Below are 18,281 nucleotides of genomic sequence, written 5' to 3' on the forward strand. Positions count from 1 at the left end.
GAACGACCTTGAAGCGGAGAGAAGTCCTCAGCTTAGAATCGAACTTTTCATGAAAAAAGCGCAATTGCCCGATGGGTATTGGCGTTAAAACACCCGGAATCAGGGTAGTAAAAACAGATATGTACCGCAGCCGTTCGGGCTCGGTATGCAGCAGGGTCCTGAGGCTGATTCAGGTCACGGGACCCTGCCCTGGGCTTACCAGAAGCGTTGCTGGGTCAGACGGCTCCACCAGCTCAGCAGTACGCGATCTACCGAACCGCTGGCCGCCATGCCGATACGTTCCTGCAGGCTTTTGCGCTCGGCGTAGTGCAGGTGAAAAAGCTCGGACTTCTTCGCCCGTTCGGCCAGGTATTCATCGCTGGTTTTCAGCTCGTCCACCAACTGCTTGTCCAGCGCGGCGACACCGAGCCAGATTTCCCCGGTGGCGACTTCGTCGATGGCCAATTGCGGGCGATAGCGCGACACGAAGTTCTTGAACAACTGGTGGGTGATGTCCAGGTCCTCCTGGAATTTCTCGCGACCTTTCTCGGTGTTTTCACCAAACACGGTGAGCGTACGCTTGTACTCGCCGGCGGTCAGCACTTCAAAGTCGATGTCATGCTTTTTCAGCAGGCGGTTGACGTTGGGCAACTGCGCCACCACGCCAATCGAGCCGAGAATGGCGAACGGTGCGCTGATGATCTTCTCGCCGATGCACGCCATCATGTAGCCGCCGCTGGCCGCGACCTTGTCGATGCAGACGGTCAGCGGTACACCGGCATCGCGGATACGCGCCAGTTGCGAAGACGCCAGGCCGTAGCTGTGGACCATGCCGCCACCGCTTTCCAGGCGCAGCACCACTTCATCCTTGGGCGTGGCCAGGGTCAGCAGCGCCGTGATTTCGTGGCGCAGGCTTTCAGTGGCCGAGGCCTTGATGTCGCCGTCGAAATCCAGCACGAACACCCGGGGTTTGGCTTCCGGTTTCTTCTTTTGCTTCTTATCGCTCTTGGCCTCGACCTTGCGCAGGGCCTTGAGCTGGTCCTTGTCCAGCAGGGTCTGCTCCAGGCGTTCACGCAGTCCCTTGTAGAAATCGTTGAGTTTGCTGACTTGCAACTGGCCGCTCGATTTGCGACGCCCTTTGCTGCGCAAGGCCGCGAAACTGGCCAGGACCACCAGGATGGCGATCACCAGTGTCACGGTTTTAGCCAGGAAAATGGCGTAATCGGTCAAAAAATCCACAGGGACTCCTTCAATACGATGCGCTGCACAACGCGCGCGGGATGGCACCAGCATACCCATGCGCCGGCCCTGCGGCCAGCCGGAAACCTTTGGCAACAGGCCTGTAACGGGCATTTCAAACAAGCGTATGTTTTTTCATTGACAGCTCACCCTCATCCTCATAACCTCGCCGAACCTTCAACGTACCGGGAAGACGCGGACGTGGGCAGTATCTATCTGATTCGACATGGCCAGGCCTCCTTTGGTGCAGACGATTATGACGTCCTGTCGCCGACCGGCATTCGCCAGGCGCAAGTCCTCGGCCAGCACCTCGCCGGGCTGGGCCTGAGCTTTGATCGTTGCCTGGCAGGCGACCTGCGTCGCCAGCAACATACCGCCAGCAGCGCACTGGAACAGTTCGCCGCCGTGGGGCTGCCGGTGCCGATCATCGAAACCGATTCCGCGTTCAACGAGTTCGATGCCGACGCGGTGATCCGCGCCCTGTTGCCGGCCATGCTCGATGACGAGCCCGAAGCGCTGGATATCCTGCGCAACGCCGCGCAAAACCGCAGCGAGTTCCAGCGCATCTTCGCCCTGATCATCGAGCGCTGGCTGGCCGGGACCTATGACACCCCGGGCCTGGAAAGCTGGCTGGGCTTTGTCGAACGGGTTCAGGCCGGCTTGCAGCGGATCCTGGAGAGCGCCGACAACACCCAGAAAATCGCCGTGTTCACCTCCGGCGGCACCATCACCGCCCTGCTCCACCTGATTACGCAAATGCCTGCCCGCCAGGCGTTTGAACTGAATTGGCAAATCGTCAACACCTCGCTCAACCAACTGAAGTTTCGTGGTCGCGAGGTGGCACTGGCTTCTTTCAACAGTCATGCGCACCTGCAGCTGTTGAAAGCCCCGGAACTCATCACGTTTCGCTGAGTCCGGACTGTTGTGACCCTGGCTGTAACCCACCCAAAAAGGATCGAACCATGACCTCCGTAGCTGATGCCGTACAAGCAATGCAAGCCAAGTTCAACCCAGCCGCTGCTGCCGGTCTGGACCTGGTCTTCGGTTTTCGCATCGACGACACCAAGCACTTCTCGCTGATCGTCAAGGACAGCACCTGCGAGCTGAAAGAAGGCGAAAACCCTGACGCCCAGGTCACCCTGGTGATGGACGGCGAGACCCTGGAAGGCATCGTCAGCGGTGAGACCGACGGCATGCAGGCCTTCATGGGCGGAAAACTGCGTGCTGAAGGCGACATGATGCTGGCGATGAAACTGTCCGAGCTGTTCCCGGCGTAAGACGGCCTCGACTGCACACGAAACCCGCCCTTGTGGCGGGTTTCGTCGTTTCAGGGCCGGTGTCGCCCATTGTGGGAACAAGCCTGTCGCGGGTGCGGCGCGTCAGGTGTCATTGATGCTGGCGGTGATGGCCTTGGCCGGAGCGCCGCCCACAGCACGTCCGTTGCTACGGATTTATCGTAAGCGACGCCACCTGTCGCGGCTGTGACATCTCGCCACAGTGCTCTTACAATGCCACCACTTCCCGCACCGGCTATCCCATGGACATCGATCTCGCCCGCACCTTTCTGGAAATCGTTCGCCACGGCAGCCTCGCCGCGGCCGCAGAAAAGCTCCACGTTACCCAGACCGCGATTACCGCACGGGTGCAGAAACTCGAGAGCCAACTGGGCAGCACCCTGTTTGTGCGCAATCGCGCCGGAGCCCGCCTCACGCCCAACGGCGAAGCCTTCGTGGTGTATGCCAATCAACTGGTCGAGACCTGGGAAGCGGCGCGTCGGGATCTTCCGCTGCCGGAGGGTTATCACGACGTCCTGCACATCGGTGGCGAGGTCAGCCTGTGCAACCCGTTGATGCTCAGTTGGGCGGGTGAGTTGCGGGAGAAAATTCCCAGCCACGCGCTGCGCATGGAAATCCGTGACGGCGAAAACCTGCTGCGACAACTGGAGCTGGGGGTACTGGATGCAGCCCTGGTCTATCAGCCGGAATACTGGCCGCGCTTGCAGGTCGAGCAGATTCTGGAGGAAAAGCTCATTCTGGTGCGCCAACCCGGTCGCGAGACGCCCTACGTGTACATCGACTGGGGTCAGGATTTCCGGCGCCAGCACGATGCCGCCCTGCCGGAAAAAGCCAAGGCGGCGCTGAGCTTCAACCTTGGCCCCCTGGCGTTGCAGTACATCCTGGAAAATGGCGGCAGCGGTTACTTCCGTACCCGCGTCGTGCAGAGCTACCTGCAAAGCGGCATGCTGGAGCAGGTGCCCAAGTCACCGGAATTCAGCTACCCGACCTACCTTGTCTACTCCCGTGACCGCGATTCGGCGACCCTGCAACGGGCGTTCGACCTGCTGCGTGAAGTGATCCGCTCCGACGATGACTGGTCGCAGCGCTGGAACCCGCTGACCTGAGTCCGCTTTTCACCGGAACATGGCGTTTGTGTCCCCTGGTTCGAGCTGCGCAGGCGGCGAGATCGGCTAATCTGCTGGGATAACGATAAAACGCGGGTGCATGCAGTGAGGCAGACCACCGAAGCTTTTCGCCGCCGCTACCGGGCGGCCATTCATCCCCGCTACAACCCTTGGCTGCATGGCGCCTTTGTCCTGCTGTTCGGCCTGCTGGCCATCGTGGCATTCTGGAGCACGGTGCATCAGGTGCTGCCACTGCAATGGCTGGCAGTGCCCGTGACCCTGCTGCTGTTCAACCTGGGCGTATACGGGGTGCATCGCCACCTGGGGCATCACAAGAAACGCTTTGCGCGAATGTTCTACGCGCGCCATGCCGGTGACCACCACAGCTTTTTCGCGCCCGGCAGCATGTCCTGGGATGAGCCGCGCGACTGGCGCGTCATCCTGTTCCCGGCCTGGCTGATCGTCGTGCACACGCTGCTCGTCGCCCTGCCGATCTGGTGGCTGTTGCAACGGTTCGACACCAACGTCGCCGGCCTGGTCGGTGGCTTTCTGGTCCTGGGTTACCTGGCTTATGAGGTGTTTCATGCCTGCGAACACCTGCCCCACACCCATCCCCTGACACGTTGGCCGTGGATTCGGCAGATGCGCCGTCTGCATGAGCTGCATCACCGACGTGAACTGATGCAGGAACGCAATTTCAACATCGTTTTCCCTCTGATGGACTACCTGTTCGGCACCCTCTACTGGGAGCCCGAGCCCACCCGCCTGGACATGACGAGAACGCCCATGACCCGCATGCAGCATCAGATCAAGATTGCCGGCAATCCGATTGATGTGCTCGCCTACGCCAGCACCGTCACCCGTTGGCCGGAGTGGCACCCCTCGTCGCTCAGGATCGAGGGCCAGGGCGGTGCACTGCATGCTGGTGCACGCTTCGAGGAGGACATCCGGGCGGGTGGACGCGACGGACACCTGCGCTGGGTGGTCACCGAGTTTCTGCCCGGCCGGCGCTGGAGCGCCCAGGCTTATGGTGACAATGGCCTGTCGCTGGTGCTCACTTACGAATGCTCTGCCGAAGACGACGGCACGCGGTTTATCCGCACCCTCGAGTATCAATTCAGTGGCCTGGCCATGCGTATCGCCAATCGCCTGCTGCTCAAGCGCCGCATCGATCGGGAGTCGGCCGCCTCGATGCGGGCCTTGCGTGAGAGGGCCGAACGGAACCTGGCGGGCACAGGAGTCACCGCGTGAGGCGAAGCGTCAGGTTTCATCATCTGGTCCTGTCTGTCATCGTCGCCATGGCCGCCTTCCTGTTGCTCATGCCGACCAGGGTGCAACCGGTGGCCTGGACGCCGCTGCCGGCGCCTTCACTGGCCAGCAGCCCCTATGCCGACAACCAGCGCCTGAAAAGCCTGGAACGCGTCGGACCTGACGATATCGACGGTCCGGAAGCCTTGCTGCTGGAGAACGACGTGCTCATCACCGGCTTGCATGACGGCCGGCTGATCCGCAGCAGTCTCGATGGCAAGACCACCAAGGTGCTGGCCGATACCGGTGGCCGTCCCTTGGGCTTGGCGCGTCACCCCAACGGGTTGCTGGTGATCGCCGATGCGGTCAAGGGCCTGCTGTCACTGGACGCCCAGGGTCGCCTGATTGCACTGTCCACGGCGGCCAATGGCGTGCCCTTCGGTTTCACCGACGACGTGGTCATCGACAAGTCCGGCCACTACGCCTATTTCACCGATGCCTCCAGCCGCTTCGGCTACGGCCACGACGGCGAGGCGATCATCGAACACAGCGGTGATGGCCGCCTGCTGCGCTATGACTTCCAGACCGGTAAAACCGCCCTCCTGCTGGACAAGCTGGAGTTTGCCAACGGCGTGAGCCTGGGGCCGGACGAGGCTTTTGTCCTGGTCAACGAAACCGGCGCCTACCGCATCAGCCGTTATTGGCTCAGCGGACCAAAGGCCGGCACCCACGACCTGTTCATCGACAATTTGCCGGGGCTGCCCGACAACCTGTCGTTCAATGGCCGGGACCGCTTTTGGGTGGCGCTGTACGCGCCGCGCAATGCCTTGCTCGACGCCACGGCGCCACACCCCTTCGTGCGCAAGATGATCACACGGGCGCTGACCGTACTTCCCAAACCGGTGGAGAAACGCGGTTTTGCGCTGGGCCTGGACCTCGAGGGCAAGGTGATCGCCAACCTGCAGGATGGCACCAGCGGCAATTATTCGCCGATCACCACGGTGCGTGAGTATGGGGAGTGGTTGTATGTCGGCTCGTTGAAGGAAAAGCACCTGGCGCGGTTGCCGTTGAGCACGGCGTTGCAGGATTGACACTGTCCCCTGTGGGAGCGAGCAAGCCCGCTCTCACATTGTGCTGCCCGCGCCGGGTTCAGCGGGGATCGTCCTGCCCATCGCGCTCGGCATTGTCGGTTTCCTCCCGCACCCGTTCCGGGTCAAGGTCGGTGCCGTCGTCCTGCCTGAGGGGAATCGCACCTTCGTTGTTCGGCAGTTCGTCGATGCCCGGTTCGTCTTCGGGATGGACGGTGGTGCGCCCCGGGCTCAGGGGCTGGGGATCGGTGGGGATGGGGTCGTAGCCGCCCTGCTCTTCGCTCGGGAATTTGGGGTCGTTCATGGGGCACCTCGCATGGAGCCGGAAATCGGACTCTTACCATTCGAGGTGCCGGGATTTACCGCCGTTCCAAATGTTCAGTCACCGCTCGTCGGTGGCTGAAAGGCCCTTTCAGGAGGGTGCCTGGAGTTGCTGGACGATCTTGTCCTTGACCTGCAGCCGCTTCTCCTTGAGCTTCTTCAGCGCTTCATCACTGGGCGCATCCGATTGGGCCGTTTCAGCCTTCACCACATCGGCGTCCACTTGCTGATACTTGTTGAGCAGTGAATCCAGTAACGGATCCTTGGTGCGTCTTTGCTGGATATCTTCCTTTGAACAATGCAAGTCCTGATAAAGATTGTGTGGCACCGGCATGGAACACCTCCGTTAGTTGATCAGTGACAAACGCGGTCAATTGCGCTCGCCAATGATCAGAATGGCCTCGGTCGACGGGTTCTGTCGACCGCCTATCAGACCAGCGGCGTCCGTTCGTCGCCCTTTGGCAAACCCGAGTAAACCTTTGACCGCTCGTCAGCCTCCACTGAGTAACGATCGCCTGATCGCCTGAAACCCAGCGTGGAGAATGACCAATGGACGGATTTACTTTTCGCAACCTCGCTCTGGCCGTTGCCCTGAGCACCAGCATGGGCGTGGCTTACGCGGCCACTTCCAACGACTTCGTCGACACGGCCGCCGAGGGCGGCATCGCCGAAATCGAAACCAGCCGGCTCGCCCTGGAAAAAAGCCAGTCAGCGGACATCAAGGCATTCGCCAATATGATGATCACCGATCACTCGAAGGCGAACGACGAACTGGCCGCGATTGCCAAGAAAAACGATATCGAGGTGCCGGACACCACGACCCTGGTCAAACAGGCCAAGGAAAAGATCCTCGACATGCGTGACGAGTCGTTCGATGCGGCCTATGCCAACAATCAGGTCAAGGCCCACGAAGACACCATCGAACTGTTCAAAAAGCAAGCCAATACCGTGACCGATGACAAGGTCAAAGGGGCGACCGAGCTGAAAGGCTTCGCGCAGAAAATGCTGCCAGGCTTGGAGAAACACCTGGAAATGGCGAAGAAACTGCAGGCGGCGCATCCGAGCAAGTAATCAGCTCGCGCCCTCGTCATCTGCTACCGATAAAAAAGGTCCGCCTTCAATCAAAGAAGGCGGACCTTTTTTCAACGTCAACCGCTAACCCCCATCCGTATCGATATCGGCATCGGTGTTATCACTGGGTTTCGGACGGTCTGGATTCGGTTTGAAGCCGGGGCTGAATTCGTTGTCATTGTCTGTGTGCCGGTTCTTCTGGTCGACCGCCGGGTCGGCGATCTCCGGCTCTGCTGTCTGTCCCTGGTCCTGGGTCTTCGATGGCTCTTTCATACCTACCTCGTTCGTCACTGCCTTGACACGGCAGCCCTGTAGTTTCGAAGCCACCCTCCGTTCAGGGTTCCATCCAATGACTGAATGCGGGCAAAAGACGGCAGTTTCAGCCGGTGCCGACTAAAGTAGTCCTGCGCCACGCAAATAAACCTCGCGGGGCGAACAACTATTTCAGTAGGCAAATGTCACTGAAGTGCGCCGGTCATATTCAGGGGAGTCGGCGCACCCTACAAGGAGTCGACACACAATGGCTGCACTGCAAACCAGCACACTCGAAGCAATTAAGAACAACCAGACCAAATTGATTGCCGACTGGCTCGGAGGCCTTGAAACCAGCGGTGCCACGCGCAACCTCAAGGATCAGGAGGTCAAACAGCAGACGGCGGAATTTCTGCAGTTGATCATCGCCGGTCTTGAAGCCGGCAATGGGCAGAACCTGGCCTCGGCCGGTTGGGACGAGATTCGCCTGTACCTGGAAAAACTGTCCCGCAGCCGCGCCCTGCTCGGCCAGGACTCGCAACAGACCGCCAGCTTCATCTTCGCGTTGAAGGGTCCATTGTTCGCCGTGCTGCAAAACCACCTTCAGGATAATCCGGCGCTGCTGGCCGAACAGCTCTTGGAAGTCTCGGAATTGCTCGACACCCTGGGCATGCACACCATCCGCACGTTCCAGAAATCCCGTGAGGAAGTGATCAAGCGCCAGCAGGAAGAGCTGCTCGAACTGTCGACTCCGGTGGTCAAGCTGTGGGATGGCGTGCTGGCGCTGCCCATGATCGGCACGCTCGATTCGCAACGTACCCAGGTGGTGATGGAGTCGCTGTTGCAACGCATCGTCGATACCGGCTCGGAAATCGCCATCATCGACATCACCGGCGTGCCGACCGTCGACACCCTGGTGGCACAGCACCTGCTCAAGACCGTCACCGCCATTCGCCTGATGGGTGCCGACTGCATCATCAGCGGCGTGCGGCCGCAGATCGCCCAGACCATCGTGCACCTGGGCCTGGACCTGCAAGGCGTCGTGACCAAAGCCAACCTCGCGGATGCCTTGAAGCTGGCGCTGACGCGATTGGGCGTTACCGTCAGCAAGTCGGTGTAAGCCGATGGAACGCATTCCTATCTTGAAAATGGGCGATTTCCTGCTGGTGACCATTCAGGTCGACATGCACGACCAGCTCGCCCTGACCTTGCAGGACGACTTGTCCGAACGGATCAGCCAGACATCGGCGCGCGGCGTGTTGATCGACATCTCGGCGCTGGACATGGTCGATTCATTCATCGGGCGCATGATCGGCACCATCTCCGGCCTGTCGAAAATCATGGATGCCGAAACCGTGCTGGTCGGCATGCAACCCGCGGTGGCAATCACTTTGGTCGAGCTCGGCCTGACCCTGCCCGGTGTGAGTACCGCGCTGAACGTCGAGCGCGGCATGAAACTGCTTCAGGATCGAGTACGCGACCAATGACCGTGCGCGACAGCGGCACTCAACCGATCAATATCGAGCAGGACGTGGTGCTGGCCCGGCAACTGACGCGCAAGCTGGCCACCGAATGCGGCATGCGCCTGATCGACCTGACCAAACTGGTGACGGCCGTCAGCGAGCTGGCGCGCAACACCATGGTGTATGGCGGTGGCGGCAACATGGACTGGCAGATCCTCGAGGAAAACGGACGCACCGGTGTGCGCCTGGTGTTTCGCGATGAAGGCCCGGGCATTCCCGACCTCAAACTGGCCATGACCGACGGTTGGACCTCCGGCAGCGGCCTGGGCCTGGGCCTGACCGGGGCCAAGCGCCTGGTGGAGGAATTCGAGCTCGATACAGAGCCTGGCAAGGGCACTCGCATAACGATCACCCGATGGACATGAATATCAACGGGTCAATGACCCAGGTGCTGCCGATCGAAGACAGCAGCCAGATCGGTCACGCACGTCGCATCGCTCAACAGCTCGCGGAAAACAACGGTTTTGACGCCACGGACGCCGGACGCGTGGCGCTGGTGGCTACCGAGCTGGCCAGCAATATTCTCAAGCACGCCACCCACGGTGAACTGCACCTGAGGCTGTTGCCACGGGCTTGCGGTGCGGGAATCGAAATCCTCGCCATCGACCGCGCCCAGGGCTTCGACTTGCAGGCGTGCCTGACCGACGGATTTTCTACCCGAGGCACCCAGGGTATCGGCTTGGGCGCCGTGTCGCGCCAGACCGAGGTGTTCGACGTCTACGCCGATGCCCGCGGGGCGGTGCTGTTGACGCGCATGTACCCGCGCAACGACAAGGCCCCGGACCGGCGGATCGGCGTCAGCCAGCACTCGTTGCATAACGATCCGGCCTGCGGCGACGTCTGGCACCTGGCGTTCGACGGGCCGCGCATCAGCGCGTTGGTGATCGACGGTCTCGGGCACGGTATAGAGGCAGAGCGGGCTGCCCGCGCTGGCGAAACAACCTTTGCCCAGTCGCCCTTCGCGTCCCCTCTGCTGTTGCTCGACGACATCCATGTCGCCATGACCGGCACCCGTGGCGGCGCACTCGCCATCGCTCAATTCGATGGCGAGGGGCTGCGATTCGTGGGCATCGGCAATATCGGTGCCTGCCTGATCGCGCCGGATACATCCCGTGGCCTGGCCTCTCACCCCGGCATCGTCGGGGGGCAATACCGCAAAGCCCAACCCTTTGACTATGCTCACGTGAACGGACATCTGTTGATCATGTACAGCGACGGCCTGCAATCGCGTTGGAACCTGCAAGATTACCCCGGCCTGGTGCATCGCCACCCTGCCGTGATCGCGGCTGTCCTGCACCGTGATTTCTGCCGTGGACGGGACGACGTCACGGTGTTGGTCATCGCTCTGGAGACGGCCCATGACTGATACGCCCCTCAGTCCAATGGACGAACACACCGCCCTGGTGGCCCGGTTGCAAGGCGAAGCCGACGCCCTGCGCGAGGAACTGGACGAAACCAACCAGGGTGTACTGGCGCTGTACGCCGAGCTGGACACGCAGGCCGAGCAACTGCGCCAGGCCTCGGACCTCAAAAGCCGCTTTCTGTCCTACATGAGCCATGAGTTCCGCACGCCACTGGGCTCGATCCTGAGCATCACCAGCCTGCTGTCTGACGAGCTCGACGGGCCACTGAGTCCCGAACAGCACAAGCAGGTGAGCTTCGTCAGCAACGCCGCGCGGGAATTGAGCGACATGGTCGACGACTTGCTCGACCTGGCGAAGATCGAAGCCGGGCGCATCAGCATATCGCCCGCCTGGTTCGATATGTTCGACCTGTTCGCCGCCCTGCGCGGCATGTTCCGGCCAATTGTCGATGCCAGCGCGGTGGACCTGATCTTCGAGGAACCGGTCGGCCTGCCCAGGCTGTACACCGATGACAAGAAGCTCGGGCAGATTCTGCGCAACTTCATCTCCAACTCGTTGAAATTCACCACGCGCGGCGAAGTCCGCGTCTCGGCCAGCCTGGAGGGCAGCGACCGGGTGCGTTTTGCCGTCACGGACACCGGAATCGGTATCGCTCCTGAGCTTCTTGGTGCATTGTTCGAAGACTTCTCCCAGGTCGACTCGCCCTTGCAAAAACGCTTGCGCGGTACGGGCCTGGGACTCTCACTGTGCAAACGCTTCGCCGCCTTGCTGGGCGGTGAAGTCGGGGTCGAGAGTACGCCGGGGGTCGGTTCGACCTTTTTCGTGATCATCCCGCTGGCGATTGCCACGGAGCCCGCCGATGAAACGTGATATCCGCCTGCTGATCGTCGATGACAACGTCGCCACGCGTTATGCCCTGCGGCGCCGCCTGGAACGGCACGGCTACGTGGTGCTCGAAGCCGGCACCGGGGGTGAAGGGCTCGCACTGATCGCCAGTGAAACCTTCGACGCGCTGATTCTGGACGTCAACCTGCCGGACATGAGCGGCTTCGACATCGTGCGCAAACTGCGCTCGGAAGCCGACACCGCCCTGCTCCCGGTGATCCATGTGTCAGCGGCGTCGATCCAGTCCGGCGATATCATCACCGGCCTGGACGCCGGCGCCGATGCCTACCTGATCCATCCGGTGGACGCCGATGTGTTGCTGGCGACCCTGCGCACCCTGTTGCGGGTGCGCGATACTGAGAAAGCCCTGCGTGAAAGCGAGGCTCGCTTCCGCGAGATTTTCGTCAACGTGTCGGCGCCCATTGCAGTACTCGATGCACAGCTCAAGGTGCACGAATGCAACCATGCCTTCTCCCGGCTGATCCAGAACAATCACGGCCCCAACGCCCTGCGCGAATGCTTCGCCGACGAACAGGACGCCATTCTCGATGAACTGAGCCTGCGCCTGAGCGTCGGCGAGCGCTGGAAAGGCACGCTGACCATGCGGGTGGAGGATCAGCTGCGCGAAACCGAGTGGCAGATCTCGCCTTACCGCACGCCGGAGTTGAGCCTGGTGTTCGTCGAAGACGTCACCGAGCATCGGCACCGCGAGCGTTCGCACCTGGCCAGGCTGGATGACGCCACCTCGCAGCTGGAACATGAAATCGCCTCGCGGGTGCGCACCGAAGCCCAGTTGCTGCAGGTGCAGAAAATGGATGCACTGGGCAAGTTGACCGGCGGTATCGCCCATGACTTCAACAACCTGCTGACCGGCATCATCACCAGCCTGGAGCTGATCCAGAAGCGCATGGCCGATTCGCGTCCCGACAAGGTCCGGTTCTATGCCGAAGCGGCCTTGAACTCGGCAATGAGCGCGGCTTCGCTGACTCATCGTTTGCTGGCCTTCGCTCGTCAGCAACCGCTCAATACCCGGCCGGTGGACATCAACGAACACGTCCGCTCACTGGAAGAGCTGCTGGTGCGCACCATCGGCGAGCACATCACCCTGAGACTCGAACTGACGTCCAAGGCAGCCATTGCCCTGGTCGATCCGATTCAACTGGAAAGTGCCGTGCTGAACCTGGTGATCAACGCCCGCGATGCCTTGCCCCTGGGCGGCAATATCTGGGTCAGCACGTATGCGGCGTACTCCCACGGCGACCCGAAACTGGTGGACGGGGCCTACGTTGCACTGGCGGTACGCGACGACGGCACCGGCATCGAGCACAGCGTGATCGACAAGGTCTTCGACCCGTTTTTCACCACCAAGCCGCTGGGCCAGGGCACGGGCCTGGGCCTGTCGAGCATCTACGGCTTCGCCCGGCAATCCGGGGGCGACGCGCACATTCGCAGCGTGGCCCGACGCGGCACCGAAGTGACCATCATGCTACCCGCCAGCACCGAGCCGACCACCGAGCAGGAGCAAGTGCCGGTGGTGGACGCGCAAGGCACTGGCGAGCACGTGCTGATTGTCGAGGACATGCCATCGGTGCGCATGTTCGTCGCCGAGGTGCTGGTGGATGCCGGCTATCGCTGCACCCAGGTGGAAGATGTCGAAGGCGCGCTCGAGCGCTTGCAGAACGACGCGTCGATCGACCTGATGCTGACGGACGTGGGATTGCCGCGCATGAACGGCCGGGAACTGGCGGACGTCGCCCGGGGCTGGCGCGATGGCTTGCCGATCCTGTTCATGACCGGCTACGCGGAAAACGCCCTCAATCGTCAGGTGTTTCTCGGCGATGGCATGGACATGCTGATCAAGCCGTTTCAGATCAGCGAGCTGCTGGACAAGGTTCGCCGCAGTCTGGATGGCGCCGGATAGATCAGTGAATCGCCAGCAGGCCCGCTCCCACAGTGTTTTGTGTACGCCGCATCACCTGTGGGAGCGATCCTGCTCGCGATGAAGCCAGACGCTTCAACCCAAAACCCTGGCCAAAAACGGCGCCGTCCGACTCTTCCTGCTGCCCGCCACCTTCTGCGGCGTCCCGGCCACCACGATCTTCCCGCCCCGGTCTCCGGCTCCCGGTCCGATGTCGATCACCCAGTCACTCTGCGCTACCACGCGCATTTCGTGCTCGACCACAATCACTGTGTGCCCCGCCGCCACCAGATGGTTCAGTTGCTCCAGCAAGCGGTCCACATCCCGCGGATGCAGCCCGGTGGTGGGCTCGTCGAGCACATACAGCGTGGCCCCGCGTTGATTGCGCTGCAGTTCGGTGGCCAGCTTGATGCGCTGGGCTTCACCGCCGGAGAGTTCGGTCGCCGGTTGGCCAAGCCGCAGATACCCCAGGCCGATGTCGCGCAGCACTTCCAGCGAACGCCGGATGCCGGCTTGCTCGCTGAACACCTCGACCGCCTGGTCCACGGTCAACTGCAACACCTGGGCGATGTTCAGGCCCTGCCGGGTAATCGCCAGGGTCTCGGGGTTGTAGCGTGCGCCGTGGCACGTCGGGCAAGGTGCGTAGACGCTGGGCATGAACAGCAACTCGACGCTGACAAAGCCTTCGCCTTCGCAGGTCGCGCAACGGCCCTTGGCCACGTTGAAGGAGAACTGGCCGGCGTCGTAACCCGCGGCCTGCGCCTCGGCCGTGGCCGCGTAGAGCTTGCGCACGTTGTCGAACAGCCCGGTGTAGGTCGCCAGGTTCGAGCGTGGCGTACGGCCGATGGGTTTCTGGTCAACCTGCACCAGGCGCTTGATCGACTCCAGCCCGGCGCTGACCTGGCCACCACTGGCCTGCGGCGCATCATCCTCCAGGCTCAACTCGGTCGCTTCGCCCTCCGCCACCCCGCGCCCGAAATGCGCGCCCACCAACTCCAGCAGCGCCTGACTGACCAGGCTGGACTTTCCGGAGCCCGAGACACCGGTGACGGCAGTGAAGCAACCCAACGGGAACTCGACGCTCAGGTTATCCAGGTTGTTGCGGGTGATGCCCTCCAGTCGCAGCCAGTCCGTCGGCTTGCGCCGGGTGGACGTTTGACTGACCTGATCGGCGAACAGGTAGGCTCGTGTCTGCGAATTCTCCACGCCAGCCAGGCCCTGGGGCGGCCCGCTGTACAGCACTTGCCCGCCGTGCTCGCCGGCGGCCGGGCCGACATCGATCAGCCAATCGGCCCGGCGCATGGTTTCCAGGTCGTGTTCGACCACGAACACCGTGTTGCCCGCGGCTTTCAAACCTTGCAGGGCGTCGAACAGCGCTTCGCCATCTGCCGGGTGCAGGCCGGCCGAGGGCTCATCGAGCACGTAGATCACCCCGAACAACTGCGACCCCAGTTGCGTCGCCAGGCGCAGGCGCTGCAACTCGCCGGATGACAGGGTCGGCGTGCTGCGCTCCAGCGCCAGGTAACCGAGCCCCAGGTCGGTCAGGATGCTGACCCGTTCCAAAAGATCCTGGGCGATGCGTTGCGCGGCCAGGCGTTTTTCCACCGACAGGTTCGGCGTGTGGCGCACGTCCGGGGCATTGGCGTGGGCGCTGGCGCCATGGGCCGCGCGGTCCTCCCGGGCTTGGCGAGTCTGTTCATGGGTCATGACGGCGCCGGCTTCATCGGCCTGTTCGAGGTAGCTGTGCGCGGCGACCGGCTTCAGGACTTCGGCCACTTGCAGCAACGGCATCTGCGACAACTCGCCGATGTCGTAGCCGGCGAACGTCACCGACAGCGCCTCGCGCTTGAGTCGTTTGCCGGCGCACAGCGGGCACGGGCTGCCGATCATGAATTGCGAGACGCGTTTCTTCATCAACGCACTTTGGGAATGGCTGAACGTGTGCAGAATGTAGCGCCGGGCGCCGGTGAAGGTGCCCTGGTAACTCGGCTCCATCTTGCGCTTGAGGGCGACGCGGGTTTCTTCGGGGGTGAGCCCGGCGTACACCGGAACGGTCGGGGTTTCCTCGGTGAAGAGGATCCAGTCGCGCTGCTTCTTCGGCAGGTCGCGCCAGGGTTTATCGACGTCATAACCCAGAGTCACGAGGATGTCGCGCAGGTTCTGGCCCTGCCACGCCATGGGCCAGGAGGCGACGGCGCGCTGGCGGATGGTCAGGCTCGGGTCCGGGACCATGAGCGCTTCGGTGACTTCATACACCCGCCCCAATCCATGGCATTCAGGGCACGCGCCCTGGGGCGTGTTTGGCGAAAAGTCCTCGGCGTACAGCATCGGCTGACCCGCCGGATAACTGCCGGCGCGGGAATACAGCATGCGGATCAGGCTCGACAAGGTGGTCACGCTGCCCACTGAGGACCGCGTGCTGGGCGTGCCACGCTGCTGTTGCAAAGCCACTGCCGGTGGCAGGCCTTCGATGGAATCGACGTCCGGCACCCCGACCTGATCGATCAGGCGCCGCGCATACGGGGCCACGGATTCGAAATAGCGTCGCTGCGCTTCGGCATACAGGGTCGAAAACGCCAGTGACGACTTGCCCGAACCGGACACGCCGGTAAACACCACCAGGGCATCGCGGGGGATGTCGACGTCGACGTTCTTGAGGTTGTGCTCACGGGCCCCGCGCACTCTGACCATGCCTGAGGGAGGATTGGAGGTGCGTTTGGAGGTCATTGTGCGGCCTTGATTGAATTGAAGAAAACTCTGATACCCCGCTCCCCCATTTTCAGTTGTGTTCAGCCATTGAGCACGGTCCGGACCATCCGGGTGAGTGCTTCGGGGCGGTAGGGTTTGCTCAGCAGGAACGTGTCGGGACTCAGTTGATGGTTGCGCGAGATCATGTCACGGGTGTGGCCGGAGGTGAACAGCACCGCCACCGGAGGCGTCTGGACCTTGGCCCAGGCGGCCAGGTCCGTGCTCTTGATCAGGCCGGGCATGACCACGTCGGTGAAAATCAGCTGGACCGCCACACCCTCCAGCAGCATCTGCATGGCAGCATCGGCGTTGGCGGCCGTCAGGACCTGGTAGCCTTCCTCGGTCAGCAGTTCCACCACCGACGTGCGCACGGCCTCATTGTCCTCGACCACCAGGATCGTTTCATGACCACCGTGATGCTGGGTGTCATGGGCGTCCGTCTCACTGGGCAAGGTCCGCCGGCTTCGCGGGAAGTACAGGTGCACCCGGGTGCCCTCGCCTTCGACACTCGCCATCTCGATGTGACCACCGCTCTGCTTGACGAAGCCGAAGACCATGCTCAGGCCCAGCCCCGTGCCCTTGCCATCGGCCTTGGTGGTGAAAAACGGCTCGAAGGCCTGGGCCAACACCTGCGGGGACATGCCGACGCCGGTATCGCTCAGGCCAACTCGCACATAATCGCCCTCGACGATGCCCTTGCCCGCGCAGAAGCGCCGGTCGAGCGTGACGTTTTGCGCATGCAGTTCGATCACCCCATCGCCGCGCATGGCGTCGCGGGCATTGATCGCCAGGTTGAGGATGGCGTTTTCCAGTTGATTGCGGTCGACGTGAATGAACCAGGAGGCCTGCGGCAGCCGGACATCGATCCGAATGGTTTCGCCCAGCGTCCGTTGCAGCAATTCGCCCAGCCCCTCGAAAACCTGCCGGGGGTCACAGACCGTTGGCGACAGCGGCTGGCGACGGGCAAATGCAAGCAGTTGCGACGACAGCTTCGCGCCGCGCTCGACCGCAGCGATCGACGCGGTGACCCGGCGCTGCACATTGGCGTTTTCCGGTTCATGCCGCGCCAGCAAGTGCAGGTTGCCGGCAATCACTTGCAGCAGGTTGTTGAAGTCATGGGCCACGCCGCCCGTCAGGCCACCGATGGCTTCGAGTTTCTGCGATTGGCGCAACTGCTCTTCCGCTGCCAGCCGCGCCCCCACTTCGTCGGCGACACGCTGTTCGAGGTTTCGGGTGAATTTCAACAGCGACTCTTCGGCGGTCTTGCGCTCGTGGATGTCGATCAACACGCCGGGAAAGCGAAACGGCTTGCCCTGTTCGTCAAACTCGCAACAACCGCTGGCTTGTACCCACAGATAACTGTCGTCGGCACGCATGACCCGGTATTCGGCGTTGAAAGGCTCACCCGTGGCGACACTGCGATTGACCTGTTCATTGACCCAACCAACGTCGTCGGGATGAATCCGTGATTCGGCATGGTCCGTCGGCAAGTCACCGAGGTTCTGGCCGAGCGGATAGGAAAAGGTCCGGGCAAAACGTTCATCGCCCGAGAGCCGGTCAGCCTTGAGGTCCCAGACGAACGAGCCGAGCAAGGCGCCGGCGTTCAACGCCAGGCGTACCCGTTCATTGTCGGCGCGGTAGGCGGCCTCGGCTTCCTGGCGCCGGCGCTCGGAAATCACATGATCAGTGGTCTCGACCACGATCGCCATGACCCCGGCGGGTGTTCCCTGGTCATCGGCCACCGGGCTGTAATAGAGGTCCATCCACACGTCTTCGGGAACGCCATCGCGCAACAGCACCAGCGCCTTGTTGTGATAGGACAAGGTGCCGCCGGCCAGGCAGGTGTCGAGCACGTTGCGGTTGAACTCGGCGACTTCCGGCCAGCCCAGCTCGACCGGCGCCCCCAGCAGGTAAGGATGACGGCCACCGGCAAATACCGAATAGGCGTCGTTGTAGATCATGTACCCCAGGCGCCCCCACAGCATCACGATCGGCACCGGCGAAGCCAGCAACATCTGCACCGCGCTGCACAGGCTGGCGGGCCAGGTGTCGAGCGCCCCCAACTCGGTATGACTCCAGTCGAACGTACGGATTCGACCGGCCATTTCGCCGCGCCATCCGGCACACCCGTGGCTATCGTCTAGAAATTGCATCGACTGGTTTTGAGTCCTGTAATTGACGCCCGTTTGTTTCGAGCATCGTGCACGCCAATGGTTTCATAGAGATATAGCTGATTTAAGCGGC

General features: G+C 62.2%; 18 protein-coding genes. 12 read left to right on the forward strand and 6 right to left on the reverse strand.

The genetic code is table 11. The annotated features are described in order from the left end of the window. Positions 1-195: 195 nt before the first annotated feature. Positions 196-1,218: a protease SohB gene (sohB, locus tag IB249_RS23610; protein ID WP_192308150.1), complete on the reverse strand. Its 1,023-nt coding sequence runs from the start codon at positions 1,216-1,218 to the stop codon at positions 196-198. 201 nt (positions 1,219-1,419) lie between these two features. Here sohB and IB249_RS23615 point away from each other — a divergent pair, with 201 nt between their 5' ends. The 5 genes from IB249_RS23615 (at position 1,420) to IB249_RS23635 (ending at position 5,958) form a co-directional block, all read left to right on the forward strand. Next, on the forward strand, positions 1,420-2,130 hold the full coding sequence (locus IB249_RS23615; RefSeq protein ID WP_192308151.1) for a histidine phosphatase family protein: 711 nt from the start codon (positions 1,420-1,422) through the stop codon (positions 2,128-2,130). Positions 2,131-2,180: 50 nt separating this feature from the next. Continuing rightward, on the forward strand, positions 2,181-2,495 hold the full coding sequence (locus IB249_RS23620; RefSeq protein WP_192308152.1) for an SCP2 sterol-binding domain-containing protein: 315 nt from the start codon (positions 2,181-2,183) through the stop codon (positions 2,493-2,495). Between the two features lie 260 nt (positions 2,496-2,755). Next, positions 2,756-3,619 carry a LysR family transcriptional regulator gene (locus IB249_RS23625; protein WP_192308153.1) on the forward strand — a complete coding sequence of 288 codons (864 nt, stop codon included), beginning with the start codon at positions 2,756-2,758 and terminating at the stop codon, positions 3,617-3,619. Between the two features lie 105 nt (positions 3,620-3,724). Further along, positions 3,725-4,870 (forward strand): sterol desaturase/SRPBCC family protein, encoded by a 1,146-nt coding sequence (locus tag IB249_RS23630; protein WP_192308154.1) that lies wholly within the window; start codon positions 3,725-3,727, stop codon positions 4,868-4,870. Then, positions 4,867-5,958 carry an SMP-30/gluconolactonase/LRE family protein gene (locus IB249_RS23635; RefSeq protein WP_192308155.1) on the forward strand — a complete coding sequence of 364 codons (1,092 nt, stop codon included), beginning with the start codon at positions 4,867-4,869 and terminating at the stop codon, positions 5,956-5,958. Before IB249_RS23630 ends, IB249_RS23635 begins: the two co-directional genes overlap by 4 nt. 58 nt (positions 5,959-6,016) lie before the next feature. Here IB249_RS23635 and IB249_RS23640 read toward each other — a convergent pair whose 3' ends face one another. After that, positions 6,017-6,259, reverse strand: coding sequence for a hypothetical protein (locus tag IB249_RS23640; RefSeq protein WP_192308156.1), 243 nt, complete (start codon positions 6,257-6,259; stop codon positions 6,017-6,019). A gap of 108 nt (positions 6,260-6,367) precedes the next feature. Further along, on the reverse strand, positions 6,368-6,610 hold the full coding sequence (locus IB249_RS23645; protein WP_192308157.1) for a YdcH family protein: 243 nt from the start codon (positions 6,608-6,610) through the stop codon (positions 6,368-6,370). Between the two features lie 215 nt (positions 6,611-6,825). Between IB249_RS23645 and IB249_RS23650 the strand changes: the two genes are divergently transcribed. After that, positions 6,826-7,347 (forward strand): DUF4142 domain-containing protein, encoded by a 522-nt coding sequence (locus IB249_RS23650; RefSeq protein ID WP_192308158.1) that lies wholly within the window; start codon positions 6,826-6,828, stop codon positions 7,345-7,347. A gap of 84 nt (positions 7,348-7,431) precedes the next feature. Here the strand turns inward: IB249_RS23650 and IB249_RS23655 are convergent, their stop codons facing one another. Continuing rightward, a complete protein-coding gene (locus tag IB249_RS23655) occupies positions 7,432-7,620 on the reverse strand; it encodes a hypothetical protein (RefSeq protein WP_192308159.1) in 189 nt (62 codons plus the stop codon). Positions 7,621-7,867: 247 nt separating this feature from the next. Here IB249_RS23655 and IB249_RS23660 point away from each other — a divergent pair, with 247 nt between their 5' ends. From IB249_RS23660 to IB249_RS23685, 6 genes are read left to right on the forward strand one after another with little or no spacing between them, the layout of a single operon-like run. Further along, positions 7,868-8,719, forward strand: coding sequence for an STAS domain-containing protein (locus tag IB249_RS23660; protein WP_192308160.1), 852 nt, complete (start codon positions 7,868-7,870; stop codon positions 8,717-8,719). Between the two features lie 4 nt (positions 8,720-8,723). Further along, positions 8,724-9,086: an STAS domain-containing protein gene (locus IB249_RS23665; RefSeq protein WP_192308161.1), complete on the forward strand. Its 363-nt coding sequence runs from the start codon at positions 8,724-8,726 to the stop codon at positions 9,084-9,086. After that, the gene (locus tag IB249_RS23670; RefSeq protein ID WP_192308162.1) at positions 9,083-9,487 is read left to right on the forward strand and encodes an ATP-binding protein; all 405 of its coding nucleotides are present in this window, start codon (positions 9,083-9,085) and stop codon (positions 9,485-9,487) included. The genes IB249_RS23665 and IB249_RS23670 overlap by 4 nt, the downstream gene beginning before the upstream one ends. Further along, the gene (locus IB249_RS23675) at positions 9,484-10,488 is read left to right on the forward strand and encodes an ATP-binding protein (RefSeq protein WP_192308313.1); all 1,005 of its coding nucleotides are present in this window, start codon (positions 9,484-9,486) and stop codon (positions 10,486-10,488) included. Before IB249_RS23670 ends, IB249_RS23675 begins: the two co-directional genes overlap by 4 nt. Next, entirely contained in the window at positions 10,481-11,356 is an 876-nt protein-coding gene (locus tag IB249_RS23680) for a sensor histidine kinase (protein WP_192308163.1), read from the forward strand. The genes IB249_RS23675 and IB249_RS23680 overlap by 8 nt, the downstream gene beginning before the upstream one ends. Beyond that, positions 11,346-13,292, forward strand: a complete 1,947-nt coding sequence (locus IB249_RS23685; protein ID WP_192308164.1) for a response regulator — start codon at positions 11,346-11,348, stop codon at positions 13,290-13,292. Before IB249_RS23680 ends, IB249_RS23685 begins: the two co-directional genes overlap by 11 nt. Positions 13,293-13,385: 93 nt before the next feature. Here the strand turns inward: IB249_RS23685 and IB249_RS23690 are convergent, their stop codons facing one another. Beyond that, on the reverse strand, positions 13,386-16,016 hold the full coding sequence (locus tag IB249_RS23690) for an excinuclease ABC subunit UvrA (protein WP_192308165.1): 2,631 nt from the start codon (positions 16,014-16,016) through the stop codon (positions 13,386-13,388). A 62-nt stretch (positions 16,017-16,078) separates the two neighbouring features. Next, a complete protein-coding gene (locus tag IB249_RS23695) occupies positions 16,079-18,190 on the reverse strand; it encodes a PAS domain-containing sensor histidine kinase (RefSeq protein WP_192308166.1) in 2,112 nt (703 codons plus the stop codon). Positions 18,191-18,281 lie beyond the last annotated feature (91 nt).

It is taken from the genome of Pseudomonas sp. PDM04 (genome assembly GCF_014851765.1).
In the GTDB taxonomy this organism is placed as follows: domain Bacteria; phylum Pseudomonadota; class Gammaproteobacteria; order Pseudomonadales; family Pseudomonadaceae; genus Aquipseudomonas.